This window comes from uncultured Neptuniibacter sp. (assembly GCF_947498015.1).
GTDB lineage: Bacteria > Pseudomonadota > Gammaproteobacteria > Pseudomonadales > Balneatricaceae > Neptuniibacter.
The window spans coordinates 16500-35288 of sequence record NZ_CANMIR010000003.1 but is presented as its reverse complement, the minus strand read 5'-3'; the positions used below and the strand labels follow the sequence as shown (position 1 = coordinate 35288).

At 46.1% G+C, this 18789-nt stretch carries 17 protein-coding genes; 12 read left to right on the top strand and 5 right to left on the bottom strand.

The features are described from left to right. Positions 1-178: 178 nt before the first annotated feature. Positions 179-1684: a sodium/proton antiporter NhaB gene (nhaB, locus tag Q0882_RS04355; protein WP_299178480.1), complete on the top strand. Its 1506-nt coding sequence runs from the start codon at positions 179-181 to the stop codon at positions 1682-1684. A 58-nt stretch (positions 1685-1742) separates the two neighbouring features. Here the strand turns inward: nhaB and dnaQ are convergent, their stop codons facing one another. The 3 genes from dnaQ to Q0882_RS04340 are packed head-to-tail and all read right to left on the bottom strand — an operon-like array spanning position 1743 to position 3653. Next, complete coding sequence (gene dnaQ, locus Q0882_RS04350) at positions 1743-2447, bottom strand: DNA polymerase III subunit epsilon (RefSeq protein ID WP_299178478.1); 705 nt, start codon at positions 2445-2447, stop codon at positions 1743-1745. Next, positions 2444-2884, bottom strand: a complete 441-nt coding sequence (gene rnhA, locus Q0882_RS04345; RefSeq protein WP_299178476.1) for a ribonuclease HI — start codon at positions 2882-2884, stop codon at positions 2444-2446. Before rnhA ends, dnaQ begins: the two co-directional genes overlap by 4 nt. After that, positions 2871-3653, bottom strand: coding sequence for a class I SAM-dependent methyltransferase (locus Q0882_RS04340; RefSeq protein WP_299178474.1), 783 nt, complete (start codon positions 3651-3653; stop codon positions 2871-2873). The genes rnhA and Q0882_RS04340 overlap by 14 nt, the downstream gene beginning before the upstream one ends. Positions 3654-3746: 93 nt before the next feature. On the opposite strand from Q0882_RS04340, the gene gloB reads away from it, so the two are divergent. The 8 genes from gloB (at position 3747) to Q0882_RS04300 (ending at position 13614) form a co-directional block, all read left to right on the top strand. After that, entirely contained in the window at positions 3747-4520 is a 774-nt protein-coding gene (gene gloB / locus Q0882_RS04335) for a hydroxyacylglutathione hydrolase (protein ID WP_299178472.1), read from the top strand. Between the two features lie 88 nt (positions 4521-4608). Beyond that, the gene (locus tag Q0882_RS04330; RefSeq protein WP_299178470.1) at positions 4609-6204 is read left to right on the top strand and encodes a LysM peptidoglycan-binding domain-containing protein; all 1596 of its coding nucleotides are present in this window, start codon (positions 4609-4611) and stop codon (positions 6202-6204) included. 13 nt (positions 6205-6217) lie between these two features. Beyond that, a complete protein-coding gene (locus tag Q0882_RS04325; RefSeq protein ID WP_299178468.1) occupies positions 6218-6466 on the top strand; it encodes a hypothetical protein in 249 nt (82 codons plus the stop codon). Between the two features lie 99 nt (positions 6467-6565). Further along, complete coding sequence (locus Q0882_RS04320) at positions 6566-8398, top strand: extracellular solute-binding protein (protein WP_299178466.1); 1833 nt, start codon at positions 6566-6568, stop codon at positions 8396-8398. Next, the gene (locus Q0882_RS04315; protein WP_299178464.1) at positions 8398-9501 is read left to right on the top strand and encodes a microcin C ABC transporter permease YejB; all 1104 of its coding nucleotides are present in this window, start codon (positions 8398-8400) and stop codon (positions 9499-9501) included. The genes Q0882_RS04320 and Q0882_RS04315 overlap by 1 nt, the downstream gene beginning before the upstream one ends. 1 nt (position 9502) lies before the next feature. Then, positions 9503-10546 (top strand): ABC transporter permease, encoded by a 1044-nt coding sequence (locus Q0882_RS04310; protein WP_299178463.1) that lies wholly within the window; start codon positions 9503-9505, stop codon positions 10544-10546. Next, on the top strand, positions 10543-12141 hold the full coding sequence (locus tag Q0882_RS04305; RefSeq protein ID WP_299178461.1) for an ABC transporter ATP-binding protein: 1599 nt from the start codon (positions 10543-10545) through the stop codon (positions 12139-12141). Before Q0882_RS04310 ends, Q0882_RS04305 begins: the two co-directional genes overlap by 4 nt. A gap of 168 nt (positions 12142-12309) precedes the next feature. Then, positions 12310-13614: an NAD(P)/FAD-dependent oxidoreductase gene (locus Q0882_RS04300; protein ID WP_299178459.1), complete on the top strand. Its 1305-nt coding sequence runs from the start codon at positions 12310-12312 to the stop codon at positions 13612-13614. A gap of 183 nt (positions 13615-13797) precedes the next feature. Here the strand turns inward: Q0882_RS04300 and Q0882_RS04295 are convergent, their stop codons facing one another. Together Q0882_RS04295 and Q0882_RS04290 are read right to left on the bottom strand one after the other, a co-directional pair. Continuing rightward, entirely contained in the window at positions 13798-14184 is a 387-nt protein-coding gene (locus Q0882_RS04295) for a hypothetical protein (RefSeq protein ID WP_299178457.1), read from the bottom strand. 118 nt (positions 14185-14302) lie between these two features. Then, positions 14303-14668, bottom strand: a complete 366-nt coding sequence (locus tag Q0882_RS04290; RefSeq protein WP_299178455.1) for a hemerythrin family protein — start codon at positions 14666-14668, stop codon at positions 14303-14305. A 252-nt stretch (positions 14669-14920) separates the two neighbouring features. Here Q0882_RS04290 and Q0882_RS04285 point away from each other — a divergent pair, with 252 nt between their 5' ends. From Q0882_RS04285 to Q0882_RS04275, 3 genes are read left to right on the top strand one after another with little or no spacing between them, the layout of a single operon-like run. Further along, complete coding sequence (locus Q0882_RS04285) at positions 14921-16258, top strand: VWA domain-containing protein (protein WP_299178453.1); 1338 nt, start codon at positions 14921-14923, stop codon at positions 16256-16258. A gap of 49 nt (positions 16259-16307) precedes the next feature. Continuing rightward, a complete protein-coding gene (locus Q0882_RS04280; RefSeq protein ID WP_299178451.1) occupies positions 16308-18041 on the top strand; it encodes a sensor histidine kinase KdpD in 1734 nt (577 codons plus the stop codon). Further along, positions 18038-18736 carry a response regulator transcription factor gene (locus Q0882_RS04275; RefSeq protein ID WP_299178449.1) on the top strand — a complete coding sequence of 233 codons (699 nt, stop codon included), beginning with the start codon at positions 18038-18040 and terminating at the stop codon, positions 18734-18736. Before Q0882_RS04280 ends, Q0882_RS04275 begins: the two co-directional genes overlap by 4 nt. Positions 18737-18789 lie beyond the last annotated feature (53 nt).

The following is an 18789-nucleotide window of genomic DNA, read 5'->3' as shown; positions in this document are numbered from 1 at the left end:
GAAGATAACTTACTACTTCCCAGGACTATTACGCAAAAACCTGCTCCAAGACAGTAGTTTAGACTTCTGATTTAACCTCTCAGCTGTTAGTCTAATGCGCCTTCGATGAACTCGGCAATACAACAACTATAACTACATAAAAAATTAACTGGCTGTTCTGGCATAGGAAGAACAATCAATGACCAACACTTTATCACAAGCACTAGTTCGAAACTTTCTCGGCAATTCGCCGGTTTGGTATAAGCAGGCGATAATAGGATTTCTGATTCTTAACCCTATTATCTTGTTTACACTTGGACCCGTAGTAACCGGCTGGTTACTCATTTTCGAATTCATCTTCACTCTTGCTCTTGCCCTGAAATGTTATCCCCTTCAACCAGGGGGGCTGCTGGCAATTGAGGCTATTGTCATTGGATTGGCAAGCCCTGAATCCGTCTCTCATGAGATTGAAGCCAACCTTGAAGTTATTCTGCTGCTGATGTTTATGGTTGCAGGCATCTACTTTATGAAGAGCATGCTGCTTTGGGTCTTTACCAAAATACTGCTCAAAGTAGAATCTAAGATTGCGCTCTCTCTTCTCTTCTCATTCTTTGCAGCGGTTCTCTCTGCATTCTTAGACGCCCTAACCGTCACAGCAGTATTGATCAGTGTCGGCGTTGGCTTCTATGCGGTATATCATAAGGTCGCATCAGGTAAGACATACCATCACCCGGATCACGACCATGCCGATGATAAGTCTGTTCAACAGAACCATCAGGATGATCTTGAGCAGTTTCGAGCCTTCCTTCGAAGCCTTCTAATGCATGGCGCTGTGGGCACCGCACTTGGTGGTGTATGCACACTGGTAGGTGAGCCTCAAAACCTGCTGATTGCTGAGAAAGCTGGATGGGATTTCATTCAATTCTTCGTACTGATGGCACCGATCACGATGCCTGTGCTTATTGCCGGCCTGATCACCTGCGCTCTACTTGAGAAAGCTAAGATCTTTGGCTACGGCTCAACAATTCCAGAGAATGTTAAGAATGTCCTGATCGACTATGCCGGTGAGCAAGATGCTAAACGCACCAATCGTGATAAGGCGATGCTGATGATTCAGGCGGTTGTAGCTGTCTTCCTGGTGATTGCTCTAGCAATGCACCTCGCAGCTGTCGGCCTGATTGGATTGACCATCATCATTCTTCTGACCGCTTTCAATGGCATTGTTGAAGAACACCAGATCGGTAAAGCATTTGAAGAAGCGCTTCCTTTCACTGCACTCTTGGTTGTTTTCTTCTCTATTGTTTCGGTTATTCATGAACAACACCTGTTCCAACCAATTATTGAAGCCGTACTGGCGATGGATACAGCCACTCAGCCGGGTCTGTTTTTCATAGCTAACGGGGTGCTATCCGCAATCAGTGATAATGTGTTTGTCGCAACTGTATATATCAATGAGGTCGTTGCTGCGCTTAATTCGGGCGCAATTACACGCGACCACTTTGATGCACTGGCAATCGCGATTAACACCGGCACCAATATTCCGAGTGTTGCCACCCCTAACGGCCAGGCAGCATTCCTGTTCTTGCTAACATCAGCACTGGCACCTCTTATCCGACTGTCGTATGGAAAGATGGTATTGATGGCTCTGCCATACACCATCGTAATGAGCATCGTTGCGTACACCTCGCTGCAGATGTACCTGTAACCTACAGTAAAATAAAAAAGCTCCGCATCAGCGGAGCTTTTTTATTTCTGGCTTTTATTCAATTTGAATCAGAGTTCCATAAGCACTCACCACTGCTCTTATCCAGTCGTTGCAAAAAGCGCTGATGCTCCTCTAAATCCTCTTCAGGAACCGTAACGAGTGGTAAGCTATCAGCTCCCATTACACGGCGTATTGTCCCCTCTCCATCCCCATCATGATCACCATCAGCATTCAGTGACAGATCCGTCTGCCCACCCGTCAGCGCCAGATACACATCTGCAAGGATCTCTGAGTCAAGCAGCGCTCCGTGAAGCTCGCGATGGGAGTTATTAATCCCGTAGCGATTACAGAGCGCATCCAGGTTATTTTTCTGACCTGGATGTTTCTTTCTCGCCAATTGCAAGGAGTCAGTTACCAGACAGAAATTCTCCATCATCTCTGGATAATTATTTCTCTCCAGTTCCGTATCAAGAAAGCCAATATCAAACGCCGCATTATGAATGATCAGCTCTGCGCCACGGACAAATTCTATAAATTCATCCATCACCTCATGGAACTTAGGCTTATCTTCAAGGAACTCATTAGTGATGCCATGCACCTGCATCGCTTCGGCATCTACCTCCCTGTCTGGTTTGATATATTGGTGGTAGGTTTTTCCTGTCAGGCGACGATTAAACATCTCCACACAGCCTATCTCGATGATGTTGTGTCCTTCAGATGGTTCCAGACCTGTTGTCTCCGTATCTAATACGATCTGTCTCATGCTCTTCCAAACTCCTCAACACCTTTATTCGCCAATTCATCTGCCAATTCATTTTCAGGGTGACCGCTATGCCCCTTCACCCAGCGCCAATCGATTGTGTGTGGTAGGGTTGCAGTATCAAGTCGTTTCCAGAGATCGGCATTTTTAACCGGTTTCTTTTGTGAATTTTTCCAACCCTTGCGCTTCCAACCCTCCAGCCACTCGGTAATACCCTGACGTACATATTGTGAATCAGTAGTCAGTATGACCTCGCTCGGACGATTTAACGCTTCAAGTGCCTGAATGGCTGCCATCAACTCCATACGATTGTTTGTCGTATTATTCTCACCACCATAAAGCTGCTTTTCAGCCTCACCGTATCTCATAAGAACCCCCCAACCACCTGGACCAGGGTTTCCTTTGCAAGCTCCATCAGTGTAAATCTCAACTACTTTCACGCGACTTCCTTAAAGAACCTCTGGTGGATGGCTCCGCCACAGGCAGTGTAATCAGGCGGCGCAACCCCCACCCAGAACGGATAGGGGTCATACCGGCAATATCTTTACGGGCTAATAAAACCGAAAACGCCCCATTATGCCCAGGCCATCTTCGTGCTCCTCCCCCAAAATAGGAGAAACGTCTACGCCACTTACTGTTTTCTAATGGCAGGCGATAATACCCTGAAAGATGCTTTAATTCAGTTAGCTCTAGTAATTTCAACCAATCAGAAAGGCGTTTGTGACTAATAAAATGACCACACCAGGGGGCCCCCTCTTTTTTACGCCATAGCCATTTATAGGCACCCCAGTAACTTAATGGGTTAAAGCCAACGATAATGACATGCCCTCCAGGGCGAAGAATGCGTGAGGCTTCTCGCAAAACCTGATGTGGGGAGTGTGTAAAATCCAGAGCGTGATGAAGTACAACCACATCCACACTCTCATGAGCGAGCGGTATTGCTGCATTATCTGCAACAATAGTATTCTCCGGGATACCCAACTCAATCTTAGGGATAACGGAGAAGCAGTGAGAAACCGGACTCTCTTTGAAAAGCTGTATCCGGCTATCGACCGAAAATTGCGCCAGATGCACTCCAAACAGGGTTGATATAACACGTTCAACCATCTCCATTTCAGCCTGTAGAAGCTCAGCTCCAAGTTCCGAATCAAACCAGGTTTTCAACTGTGGCAGAAGCGACTCAAGAGGTGGTTGCTTATGAAAACTCATGAATTACCTAAATTAGCACTGGCCGACAAATATATAAGCAGTATTATATTTCTTTTCAGTTACTGCAATCACACAGCTCACTTGAGGTTTAAAATGTTTACCGTCACGCCTATACCCGCTTTTTCAGATAACTACATCTGGGTAATCTCTCTACCTGGCAATAGCAACGTTGCCGTTGTAGATCCGGGCGACGCTCAACCGGTTAACGAATACCTGATCTCAAATCAGCTTAATTTGACAGCCATTCTCATCACTCATCACCACAATGACCATACCGGTGGTGTGAACGATCTGGTAGAAACACACAATGTACCGGTGTATGGACCCGCTTCATCACCTTTCGATGGCATTACCCATCCTCTCAAGGATGGCGATTCGGTGGAACTTCTGGGCTCTAATTTTGAGATCCGTGAGATCCCAGGGCATACACTGGACCATATCAGCTATTTCTCTGCACAGATTAGACCCCAGATATTCTGCGGCGATACACTTTTCCTTGCTGGCTGCGGTCGCCTATTCGAAGGCACAGCCGAACAGATGTTGCAGGCTATGAAATACTTCGCTGACCTACCTGACGACACTCAGATTTTTTGCACTCATGAATACTCCCTGGCTAACCTTAATTTCGCCCTGGCAGTCGAACCTGATAATAACGATATAAAAGAGGCGATCTCGAGTTGTAACGCCTTAAGAGCCGATGATAAACCCACACTCCCCAGTACTATTCAACAGGAGAAAAAGATCAATCCATTTATGCGTACACAACACCAGGATGTCATTACCGCAGCCAATGAATTTAGTGCCACGCAACTTGACTCTGAAATTGAGATATTCGCATCCATCAGGGAGTGGAAAAACCAGTTTTAACGGCAATAACAGCTATAGATCATCTATTGACCCCCCTGTTGCCACTGATAGAATGGACCGATTTTTATTCTCAGTATTCTGGAGCTATATGCTTTCTTATAAATCGGTCCTGTTAGGGGTTTTGGCAGGCGTAGTTTTAACCGGTTGTCAGACCGTATCAGAAAAAACGCAAACAGCTCAGCGCGAGATAAATAACACCGAGACTCCCTCGCTCTCTCAAGGCCACTCTCTCACTGGAAACAAGAGCACTCAGAAAACTAAGGTTAACCATTCCGACTTGTGGCAACTCACCCGTTCAGAGATGCAGCTGGCGTTACATATTGATAAGCCGCGAGTCAAGTCTCAGCTTAACTGGTATAAAAAACATCCTCAGTATTTCGACCGCATCGTTAAGCGCGCCACTCCGTATTACTATTACATCCTCAACGAAGCGATTCGCCGGGATATTCCGGTTGAATTAGCCCTTCTGCCTATTGTTGAAAGCGCCTACGATCCTTTTGCATACTCCCATGGCCGCGCCGCAGGTCCATGGCAGTTCATCCCCTCTACAGGCAAGCATTTCGGCCTACGTCAGGATTGGTGGTATGACGGCCGCCGTGACATTATCAGCTCAACACAGGCAGCATATAACTATCTTGAACAGCTCCAAAAGCGTTTTGATGGTGATTGGCTGCTGGCATTAGCGGCATATAATGCAGGTGGCGGAAATATTTCTAAAGCGATCAAACGTAACCGGCGCAAAGGGTTGAACACGGATTACTGGTCGCTTGATCTGCCTAAGGAAACAATGGCCTATGTACCAAAGCTACTGGCAATTTCTGAACTGATTAAGCATTCAGACCGCTATAACCTGCAGTTAAAAGAGATCCCAAATGAAGTTCATTTTGCCGTTGTAGACACCCACAGTCAGATCGATATGGCTCAAGCAGCAAGTCTGGCAGGCATCTCAACTAAAGAGCTCTATCTTCTTAATCCAGGATTTAACCGTTGGGCCACCTCACCTTCCGGCCCTCACCGATTACTGGTCCCTCATGCCAACGCAACGCAATTGAGACAGGCGCTAGTTGATCTGCCTGATAGCGAGCGCGTTAAATGGGCTCGCTATAAGATCAAATCCGGTGATTCTCTGATCTCAATTGCGAAAAAACATGAAACAACGGTTCAGTTGATCCGTTCAACCAACAATATCAGCGGTAATAATATTCGTGCGGGTAGTACTCTACTGATACCCACTGCCAGCAAACGCTCAAATGAATATGCCCTCAGCCAGCATCAACGACACCTTGAGCGTCAAAAATCAATTTCACGCAAAACTAACAAACAGCAATCTCACCACATCGTAAAATCAGGTGATAGTTTTTGGAGTATCGCCAAAAAATACCGTGTTGGCGTTCGCCAACTGGCACGATGGAATAGCATGGCGCCTGGCGACCCGCTTAATATTGGAAAACGCCTCGTTATCTGGACGGCACCACAACAAAAAATGCTGTCGGAGGCAGACCGCCAGATTATTCGTAAAGTCGGTTATAAGGTCCGTAACGGTGATTCACTTTCACGAATTGCGAGCAAATTCAATGTCAACGTATCCGACATACTACGCTGGAATAAGCTTTCTAAATCCCGTTATTTACAACCGGGACAAAGATTGACTCTTTACGTTGACGTCACGCGTACTATTAACTGATCAGGTTACTCTTATGGATGCTCTTAGCATTTTTATCATTGTGGTTTCGGTTGTACTTGCTATCGCTTTCAAACTGTTCCTGTTCAAGCGGATACAGTCGTGGATGGATCAGGATCTTATTAAGGGCCTTTCCGGCGATGACAAAGACAAACAGGAATTTCTCAATCAAAAATATGACGAGTTGGTTGCCAACAAAGTAAAGCGCAAACACTACCATCAGCAACTCACTGATTTTGCAGATCAATTTGAACAAAACAGATAGCTAATTGTCTTACTGTTCACGACCTTTTTCTTCTGGCTGTTAGGTTGTGTCACTGATATAAATAGATAATAAGATCAGCGCGAAGAAGGAACCTGACGATTGTTTAATCTGTATACTTTACGCCCATTACGCCACTTCGCTTTGGTATCGTTCTCGATATTATTTACCCTACTGAATGCACCGCTATCCATGGCAGATGCTCTCTTGGTTAAACATGGTATTGCGATGCATGGGGATCTTAATTACGCATCTGATTTTAAGCATTTTCAATACGTCAATCCTCAGGCACCGAAAGGCGGTACTGTCAAACATTCAGCGCTGGGTACTTTTGATAGTTTTAATAACTTTATTATCAAAGGAAATCCGGCCGACGGCCTTGGATTAATTTACGACTCCCTCCTTGCCCGGGCACTGGATGAACCCTTCTCACTATACGGTTTGGTTGCAGAATCTCTTGAGGTACCTTCTGACCGTAGCTGGATCATATTCAATCTACGCTCTGATGCTCAATTTAGTGATGGTCATCCACTTACTGCAGAGGATGTTGTTTTCAGTTTCGAGATCCTGCGATCTAAAGGCGCTCCGTTTTACAAAGCATACTACGCAGATATCACAAAGGTCGAAGCACTCTCACCTAAGCGAGTTAAATTTACATTTAAGAACAATCAAAACCGTGAGCTTGCACTTATCGTGGGTGAAGTTCCGATACTTCCTAAACACTACTGGGAGGAGCGGGACTTCCAAAAGCCCTCTCTCGATATCCCAATTGGTTCAGGTCCCTACCTCATCGATAGTTATGAAGCGGGTCGCAGCGTTAGCTATAAACGCAATAAAGATTACTGGGCGAAAAACCTACCAACACGCATTGGTTACTTTAATTTTGACTTCCAGATATATGATTACTACCGCGACAATACCGTCGCGATGGAAGCGTTCAAAGCGGGTGAGTACGACTTCCGTCAGGAGAACTCATCTAAACGCTGGGCGACTAGTTATACCGGATCTGCTTTTGAAGATGGCAAGATAATTGTTCAAGAGATTGAACACCAAAATCCTACTGGCATGCAGGCATTTGTACTCAATACACGTAGGGAAAAGTTCTCCGATCCACGCGTACGACAAGCATTAGCACTCGCCTTTGACTTTGAGTGGACCAACAAAAATATCTTTTATAGCGCCTACAAGCGTACGCATAGTTTTTTTTCGAACTCTGAGATGGCCGCCACCTCATTACCCAGCAAAGCCGAGTTGGAGATTCTCGAGCCGATAAGGGATCAGGTTCCTACCGAAGTGTTCACTCAAGTCTACCGAGCTCCTGAAACCCGGGGCGATGGCAAAATTTATAAAGAACTTCGCCAAGCTAAACGCCTGTTACAACAAGCGGGCTGGTCTTTTAAAGAGGGTAAGCTGATTAATAAATCTGATGGCCAGCCCCTGAAAATTGAGATGCTGCTCTACTCTCCCGCATTTGAGCGTGTTGTAGCACCCTTTATTCGTAACCTGGAGCGCCTTGGAGTCCAATCAAACATCCGTCTAATCGATGTTTCACAGTATATCAGCCGTCTCCGCAGCTACGACTTCGATGTCATCGTAGGCAGTTTTGGTCAATCCTCATCGCCCGGAAATGAACAGCGTGACTATTGGCACTCATCGGGCGCTGATGCTGAGGGTAGCCGCAATTTAATCGGTGTAAAAAACCCCGCTGTAGATTATCTTGTTGAGCAACTCATTCAGGCACCTGATCGTGAACAATTGGTTCTCAGAACACGGGCACTGGACAGAGTCCTGCAGTGGAATCACTATGTCATCCCACAATATCACATCAACAAATATCGGGTAGCGTACTGGAATAAACTCCAAATGCCTGCAACTCATCCGAAGTATGATCTTGGATTCAATACCTGGTGGATCAAACCTACGGAGGATAAATAATGGGCGCCTATATTCTCCGCAGACTGCTCCTGATCATCCCAACGCTGATCGGCATTTTGACCATCAATTTTATCATTGTTCAGGCCGCACCTGGCGGTCCTGTTGAGCAGACGATCGCTCAACTTGAAGGGATTAACATAGGGGCCACCGCACGTATTAGCGGCGCACAGTCAGACCTGTCAAACCAGCAATCCACTGCTGTGAACGGCGGTAATGAGAGTAGCTATCGCGGCGGCCGTGGTCTTGATCCTGCGCTTGTTAAAGAGATTGAGGAGCTCTACGGCTTTGACAAACCAGCCCATGAACGCTTCTGGCAGATGCTGAAAAACTATGCCGTCTTTGATTTCGGCAACAGCCTGTTTAGTGATAAATCGGTTATCGATCTGATTATTCAAAAACTACCGGTCTCGATCTCTCTTGGCCTTTGGGCGACTTTGATCACCTATGCTGTATCAATACCACTTGGGATCAGGAAAGCGGTAAGGGATGGTACCCCTTTTGACATCTGGACCAGCAGCGCCATCATCATCGGCTACGCGATCCCCAACTTCCTTTTTGCTATCCTGCTGATCGTAATCTTCGCCGGGGGTACCTGGCTCGATTGGTTCCCCCTGCGCGGATTGACCTCACCCAATTTTGACGAGCTCAGCCTATGGGGGCAGATAAAGGACTATTTCTGGCATATCACTCTGCCGGTTCTTGCCTCAGTGATAGGTAGTTTTGCCACGCTGACTATGCTGACTAAAAACTCATTTCTCGATGAGATTAACAAGCAGTATGTACTTACCGCCCGCGCTAAAGGTTTATCAGAAAATAACGTCCTATATGGCCATGTGTTCCGTAATGCGATGCTAATTATTATTGCCGGGATGCCTGCTGCGCTCATCTCAATCTTTTTTACGGGCTCCATGCTGATTGAAGTTATCTTCTCCCTTGATGGTATTGGCTTACTTGGTTACGAAGCTGTTATTAATCGTGATTACCCTGTGATATTCGGCACGCTGTTTATCTTCACGTTGATCGGTCTCATTCTCAAACTCATCAGCGATATCACCTATGTACTAGTTGACCCCCGTATTGATTTTGAAAGCAGGGAGCACTGATATGGCTTTTATCACTGCAAGAATGAGTCCCCTAAATCAACGTCGTATAGATAATTTCCGTAATAATAGACGTGGATACTGGTCTCTGTGGATCTTTCTGTTGCTTTTTACACTCTCACTGTTTGCCGAATTGATCGCAAATGATGATCCACTCATTGTCTCTTATCAGGGAGATCTTTATTTCCCGGTAGCTAACGAATATACGGAACTAACTTTTGGAGGCGAGTTTGAGAGCCCCGCCGACTTCAAAGATCCCTATATTCAGGCCCTTATTCAGGAAGATGGTGACGGTTGGATTCTCTGGCCGTTGATTCGATATAGCTTCAACACTATCAATTATGATCTGCCAGTACCGGCTCCCTCCCCTCCATCCATGGAAAACCCACTGGGTACGGATGACCAGGCCAGAGATGTGCTGGCGCGCGTGATCTATGGCTTCCGGATTTCAATTCTGTTCGCAGTTGTGCTCACACTCGCCAGCTCGGTTATCGGTGTAATAGCGGGTGCGATTCAGGGTTTTTATGGCGGCAAAATTGACCTTTTCTTTCAGCGCTTTATTGAAATCTGGTCTGGTCTTCCGGTACTTTTCCTGCTGATCATACTAGCGAGTATTGTCGAGCCTAACTTCTGGTGGCTATTGGGTATTATGCTTCTGTTTTCCTGGATGCAGCTCGTTGATGTGGTCCGGGCAGAGTTTCTGCGAGGGAGAAATCTGGAGTATGTCCGTGCTGCACGCGCATTAGGCCTAAATAATAGGATGATCATGTTCCGACACATCCTACCAAATGCGATGGTTGCGACACTGACGTTCATGCCATTTATCTTTAATGGCTCCGTGGTCACCCTGACAGCACTTGATTTCCTTGGCTTTGGCCTACCACCTGGCAGCCCCTCACTCGGCGAACTTGTTGCTCAAGGTAAGGCAAACCTTCACGCCCCCTGGCTGGGGATTACCGCATTTCTTACTCTTTCTATCATGTTGACTCTGCTTATTTTCATCGGCGAAGCGGTCCGTGATGCATTTGATTCAAGGAAAGTTTCATGACCGATCCTTTGCTGAGCGTACATAATCTCTCAGTCCATTTCTCTCAGGGCGAAGAAGAACCTGTGGAAGCGGTCAAAAATATCAGTTTTGAGATCGGTCGTGGTCAGACCCTTGCTCTGGTCGGTGAGTCAGGCTCAGGTAAGTCCGTATCTGCGATGTCGGTTTTGAAGCTACTTCCCTACCCTAAGGCCAGTCATCCAACAGGGGAGATTTTCTACGATGGGAATAACCTGCTTAATTATACTGAAAATCAGATGCGGCAACTTCGGGGCGATAAGATCAGTGTGATCTTTCAGGAACCGATGACCTCACTGAACCCACTGCATACGATACAGAAGCAGATTGGTGAAACTTTGCTTCTGCATCGCGGCCTGACCGGGAAACAAGCTCGCTCCCGAATTTTGGAGCTACTCGATCTGGTAGGAATCCCAAATCCGGAAAGCCGGCTCAACAGTTATCCTCATGAGCTTTCAGGCGGCCAGCGCCAGCGGGTCATGATCGCCATGGCATTAGCAAACGATCCTGAACTGTTGATTGCCGATGAACCCACAACCGCGCTGGATGTCACAATTCAAGAGCAGATTCTGACACTTCTTCAAGACCTGCAGAATAAATTGGGCATGGCGATCCTACTAATCACACATGATCTTAATATCGTCCGGCGTTATGCCCATCACGTTTGTGTTATGTATCAGGGTGAACTGGTAGAAACCGCCGCCACCCAGCAACTTTTTGCTCAGCCAGAACACCCTTATACCCAGAAGCTTATCAATGCAGAGCCTTCTGGTATGCCTACACCTACAAATCACGATACCTCCCCCATCCTGGAAACGACTGACCTCAAAATATGGTTTCCCGTCAAACAAGGTTTTTTCCAACGAACCGTTGACCATATCAAGGCAGTCAATCAACTTGACCTTACCCTCCTACAAGGTGAGACACTGGGGGTCGTGGGGGAATCCGGTTCGGGCAAAACCACGCTTGGTTTAGCTATCCTCAAGCTGATCAGTAGTGAAGGTAGTATCCGTTTCGCAGGGCAGGAACTGAAGGACCTTGACCAGAAAAGTGTTAAACCTTTTCGGCGTAAACTACAGATTGTTTTCCAGGACCCTTTCGGTAGCCTGAGCCCAAGAATGTCTGTTTCAGAAATCATCGCTGAAGGGTTACAGATTCATCATCCTGAGAGCCGGGATCAGCATGATATGCTGATTATTGAAGCTTTACGCGAAGTGGGAATAAACCCTGAGAGCAGGCATCGTTACCCTCATGAGTTTTCTGGTGGACAAAGACAACGTATTGCGATTGCTCGTGCTCTGGTACTAAAACCTGAGCTTATCATTCTGGATGAACCCACATCAGCCCTTGATCGAACGGTCCAGAAGCAGATCGTTGAGCTTCTTCGGAATCTCCAGCTTAAATATGGCTTAAGCTATCTTTTCATCAGCCATGACCTGGCGGTTGTCAAAGCTCTCAGCCACAGACTGTTGGTTATGCATCACGGTAATGTCGTTGAGCAGGGTCCGGCAACTGATATTTTCACATCTCCCCAACACCCCTATACACAGAAACTGCTTTCTGCCGCCTTCGGCCTTTAGGTCTTATAAATAAGCCCGCCTTAAGGGGCAAATTACTCCTTCTTTAGCGCTGTTTTGATTAGCAGCGCTTTACTTTGTCTGCCTGGTGTTAACAATTTGATTTCCAGACAGTATGGAATTGTTGCGTTTAGCCGAATCAGCAATCCCATACTTTTTGAGGATTGTTTGATGAACATGCAGAATGAGATTCATAAAATATTAGTTATAGGCGGGGGCGCCGGAGGGCTTGAACTGGTCACCCAACTCGCTCACAAATACCGTAAAGATGACCAGGTACAGGTTACCTTAATCGATCAAAAGCGCTCACACATCTGGAAACCGCTTCTACACGAAGTCGCTACGGGATCTCTGGACCCCAGTACCGATGCAGTGATCTACCATGCACATGCTGCCAAGCATCATTATGAATTTCAGCTCGGAACCTTTTGTGCGCTGGATAATATAAACAATACAGTGACGCTCAATGAGATAACCGACGACTCCGGCCAGCAGATTTTACCTGAGCGCACCATAAGATATGACACACTCGTCCTTGCGATCGGCAGCGTCAGCAATGATTTTAATACGCCAGGCGTCAGCGACCACTGCTTTTTCTTAGATACAGCAAAGCAGGCCGAACGCTTCCATCACGCGCTAATCAATAACTTCATGCGGGTGAACCAGCAGGAATCCGGGGTATTGAATATCGCCATCGTCGGGGCTGGAGCCACTGGTGTTGAGCTGTCTGCGGAGTTATATAACGTTACAGATATGCTCAAATCCTATGGCTTGCCGAAGATGACAGCCGCCCAGTTAAAGGTCACTCTGATAGAAGCAGGACCCAGAATACTGCCAGCCCTACCTCCACGTATCTCAGACGCTGCCCGAAAGGAACTTACTGCACTCGGGGTCGAGGTGAAAGAGAATACACTCATCGCCTCTGCCAGTGATGAGGGATTCATAACCGCTGAGAATGAACTGATCCCTGCAGATATGATGATCTGGGCTGCCGGTGTGAAAGCTCCTGATTTTCTGGCGGATCTGTACAAATTTGAACTTACACGAAGCAATCAGATTCTTGTAAAACCAACGCTGCAGTCCAGCATTGATGAGAACATCTTTGTGATTGGTGATTGTTGTGCATGCGCGCAGGAGGATGGCAGCTGGGTACCTCCCCGAGCACAGTCAGCACACCAGATGGCATCACTGGTCAAGCGGAACGTTCAGGCCAGACTACAAGAGAATCCGCTTAAGCCGTTCATCTATAAAGACCATGGTTCACTGGTAAACCTCAGTCGATACAGCACCGTTGGTAGCCTGATGGGAAACCTGACTCAGAACTCTATGTTCATCGAAGGAAAGGTTGCCAGAATCGTCTATATATCCCTTTACAGGATGCACCAAATTGCCATCCACGGTTTCTTTAAGGCGATGCTGGTTTATACGGCTGAAAAAATCAGTAAGGTTGTACGGCCAAAAATGAAACTTCACTGAAAATAACTGATACGCTACAGAGCAGGCAGATCTCTGTAGCATATCAACCACAATGAATAGCCAACCCTGTGCTTGTCAGACCATCAGCAGCAACTATTCTTTTATAAGCACAATGAAATATATATGTAAGAACGTTTGATTCACACAGAATGGTTAGACTAAACCTTCTATCAAGAAAGCAGCTTATTTCCAGCGCATCACTTTACCCTGATCAAATACGTGACCTGAGCTAACTTTACGGTAGTTGATAAAGATATTGCTATGGGAAACACCGGTTCGTTTTGAGATTGAAAACGCAATGGTTTCCATCATCACCTCAATACCACTCGATGAATAGAAACTGGGGGCGTGGATATCCACCAATATTGGATGACTTCCACAGTGGGGCTGGGTTGCGGGCATCAGCCCTGCAACTGCATAGTGCCTGGACGGAATATATTCCCAGATAACAGTGATATGCTCAATGCCAATATCCGAGGCCCGTGACACATCTTCAGTGATCCCTTTGATAATCGCAGGCGTGTCACACTCATCTTCAAACGGTAACGACTTAATACAGATTAAAGGCATATAAGCTCTCGACTGATTCCCTGAATTATTGAAAATTAAAACAAAAACTGCCGCAACACAAGTAACAGACTATTTCGTCTGCCAGAACTGACAGTGTAGACAAAGAATCAGTAACTACTTATTTAACTGAGGAATTTAGAATATAAGCTTCCAGTTTTTTATCAACACCAAAGATATGCCGCTTCAACCACTCCCCTAAAAAATCAGACAACATATCTCTCAATTGTTGATCGTAATTGTGATGATCATCCAGCATCTTCTGCAATTCACTACGGAACTTGTTGTGAGCACTGAGGTGGGCTTCATAATCTGGATAATCTAACGCTTTCATATACGCCTCTTCCAGACAGAAATGGTGCTCAGCATAATCATTGAGCCGTACGAATATCGAAACATCCACATTATCTGCTTTAATCTCATCGATCAGTTCAAACAAAACCTGATGCTGTTGATCCTGCCAGATAAGTTCACTTGTTAGCGTCATGTGATGCTCCTGATTGTGATAATGACCGCAACTATCCTCTATTCTCAATTTTTCAGATCCATTGTAACTGACCTATATCACTGATTATTGACTCCATTTTAAACAGTCAGGAGTTAAGATAGTCTGGGACGAGTTTCAGGGTGGTACAAATTTACAATTTTTTTACAACATTTATAAACTTATCTCACCTTTACAAGGCGGTATTCCCCTAAATTTGCATTAACCCATCCGGTTTGCTGAAGGAAAGTTATTATGAACATTAACCGCCTAAATCACGCTGTCATACTTGTACTCGCTATAGCACTCATTCTACTTATCAGTCCCCTTTCGTATGCCAAGCAGGTTGATCTGAAAGTTAATCTTGCCACACCCGTTATGCCTGCAGAGACCATCTCTAAAGCCTTCATCAAAATATCCCTGGAAGGGATCAGACGTGAACAGGTTCAGCAACGTATCGCTGCCAATATCGCAATCGTGCTGGATAAATCAGGTTCAATGCAGGGGGAGAAACTGTTTCGTGCTAAGGAAGCTGCCATCATGGCTATCAATCGCCTGGATGATAATGACATTATCTCAGTGGTTAGTTATGACAGCCGCGTCAATGTTGTCGTACCAGCGACAAAAGTTCGTGACAGGCAGAGCATCGCCCGTGCGATTGAACGTATCCAAGCAGATGGGAATACGGCTCTCTTTGCCGGTGTCAGTAAAGGAGCTTACGAACTGCGTAAATTCCTTGAGCGCAATAAGGTCAACCGGGTCATTCTTTTATCCGATGGGCTTGCAAATGTAGGCCCCAGCACCCCTCATGACCTTGGTCAGCTCGGATTGTCACTGGCTAAAGAGGGTATCAGTGTCACCACCATTGGCCTTGGACTTGGCTACAATGAGGATCTTATGACCCAGCTTGCAGGCTTCAGCGATGGAAACCATGCTTTTGTCGAGAACGCCACTGATCTGAGCCGCATTTTTCAATATGAATTCGGTGATGTTCTATCCGTAGTAGCACAGGGAGTTGAGATCACAATCCAATGCCGTGATGGTGTTAAACCACTACGTGTTCTGGGCCGTGAAGCCAATATTCGAGGGAATCAGGTACAGACACGATTAAACCAGCTTTATAGTAAACAGGAAAAGTTTATCATTCTTGAGGTTGAGATCCCTTCACAGCAGGACCAGACAGATTTAGCATTGGTCGATGTTGAAGTTAACTATATTGATCTCATCAATCAACAAAATGATCGAATAACTGACAGCGCCATCGCTCACTTTACACGCTCTGAGGAAGCCATAAACCAAGCGGTTGATATGACGACCTATGAAGCAGCAGCCGAACAGGTCGCGAATGAGTACAACAAAGAAGCGGTCAAAAAACGTGACCAAGGTGACATTGAAGGCGCCAAAAACATCCTGCAAAAAAGTGCTCAATACCTCGATACACTGGGACAATCACTAGCCTCTCCTAAACTACTCGAGCAGCGAGAGGAGGCATTGCAGGATGCAGACGAACTTGAAAATGAACAAGAGTGGAGCAAGAAAAGGAAAGAGTTGAGAGAGCGTCAGTACAAACGAGCTACTCAGCAAAGTTACTAATAGTTCACTAACAGGCCCCTGTGATCAGGGGCCAGAGTCGGGACCGGTTTTGAAAAAAACAATATTTTTGCTGATCAGCCTTATCCTTCTCCCTCTTTCACTATTGGGCTGGTTTTCAATACAACTAGAATCCCACCAGCAAGCCCTTATACAACTTCAGTTTTCAGCACTAGCCGAATCAAAACTGAAGAGTATCGACCAGCAGTTTCAGAACCATTTTCGTCGACTCGAGCACGCAATCGATCAACAATCCGACCTGCTAATTAACATCAAAACCCAGCAGTATGATCTTAATAAAATCACGCAATTGAAGGGTGGTAGTCCCTATCTGGAGCATGTGTTCTTAATCTCGCCGGATGGCGATACTATTTATCCTTCACGGACAACTGCCTCCCAACGCGAACTTAGTTTCTTGGACCAGACAGTTTCCCTTCGCCAAAACGACCATTTATTTAACTTAGAACCAGAAGAGTCAAAGCCGTTGACTCCAGTGGGTCGTCAACCGTCACTTGATGCCTTTAGCTCACGACTCAACTCGTTACCCTCTGAAGAAAAGCTGACACTTTCCCGAGCACCTCAGTCATATCAGCCCGAGCCGTCAAACGCACCAGCCTCCGAAGAGATCAGAGAGCAAGAATCTGTTTTTTTTCAAAGTTCAGGCTGGATTGCCTGGTTCAATAATACCGACCTTCATCAGATCTATTGGCGTCGTGGCGCTGATGGCAGCACCATTGGCTTTGTATTAAATCGATCCCGGCTTTTATCTGATCTGATCAACTTACTTCCTGACAGCCCCTACGCGGCCAAGACTGATCCCAGCGATAATATGTTGATCTCACTGATTAACAATCGAAGTGAAACCCTCTACGCCTGGGGAAGTGAACAAAACACAGACAATCCACCCGTCTCTAACACTCTGCTAAGTCACCCACTTGGGAGCTGGAAGTTAGAGTATTTCGCCCCACCACTTGCATCCGGAGCGAAGTGGTTTGAGAAACTGATTATTTTAGGCATTACATTTCTCGCCCTAATCATTATGGGCTGGTTGATATACAGAGAACAGACCCGCTCAACCCGTCTGGCAGAACAACGTGTCAATTTTGTTAATCAGGTTTCACATGAACTGAAGACACCGTTAACCAATGTTCGGCTCTACGCTGAATTATTGAGTGGAAAGGTTGACGAGCGTGACAGTACCGAGTTTCGGTACATAACAGTCATCAACAATGAGAGTCAGCGCCTGACCCGCCTGATCGATAATGTTTTGACCTTCTCCCGTTTGGGTAAAAACAGGAGCTCTCTCAACTATTCACACTCTCATCTATGCGATGTTGTGTCTCATACCGTTGAAGTTTTTACACCGTCATTACAGCAGAAAGGACTCTCCGTCACGATTGACAACCTCTGCCAGTCAGACGTGTATATTGATGAGCACTGCATCGAACAGATTCTTAATAATCTGCTGAGTAACTGTGAGAAATATGCTCCAGAGAGCGGCGAGATAGTGATTCGTTGTTGGGAAGAGAGTCAATACAGCTACATACAGGTCACTGACAATGGACCGGGCATCCCCTCTGATCTGAGTGAAGCCATTTTTGAACCCTTCTACAGAGCTAGTAACCGGTTGACCGACGGTATCAGCGGAACCGGTATCGGCTTAAGCATCGCTCGGGAACTCGCCCAGAAACATGGGGGGAACTTAAGCCTGGAAAACACGTCTACGGGTGCTTGTTTTTTGCTGCAGCTTTATACACCCCATGAAGATAAAGGTGTTTTGTCATGAAAGTACTGATCGCAGAAGATGATCTCAATATCCGCCTTGGCCTTTCTGACCTCCTCAGCGATGAAGGGTACGAGTGTATCGAAGCCGTGGATGGTGAGCAGGCAGTTACACTGTATAGTGCCGCTCAGCCCGATCTTATTCTGCTGGATATTATGATGCCTAAGCTGGATGGGTATTCTGTTTGCAGAAAAATTCGACAGCTAGATGAAACCGTACCGGTGATCTTCATCACCGCAAAATCTGAAGAGATCGATCAGGTCCTCGGTTTAGAACTGGGTGCAGATGATTATATTAAAAAACCATTTGGAACACGCGAAGTTATCGCAAGAATAAAAGCCGTTACCCGGCGTATATCCTCACCCATCATTGCCACAGAAAAAAACACTCTGGAGCAGTTCCAACTCGGTGATCTAACAGTATATACAAATGAACTCAGAGCTCAGCGCTTGTCAGAAACATTTGAACTGAGCGTAAGGGATGTAAAGATTCTGCATCTTCTCTATGAACAAAGCGGTAAAGTCGTTGACCGGGATACGCTATTTAATCGAGGTTGGGGACGTGATTACCTGCCAAGTAGCCGTACACTCGATCAACACATATCAAAACTCAGAAAGTTGATTGAAACAGATCCGAGACAACCGAGCATTATCAAAACAGTGCATGGCGTGGGCTATCGATTCGATCCAGAGCGTTAGACCTCTCTCATCCTCCGATCTTTCTAATCTGATTTAGCCTGCTAAAGTTAATG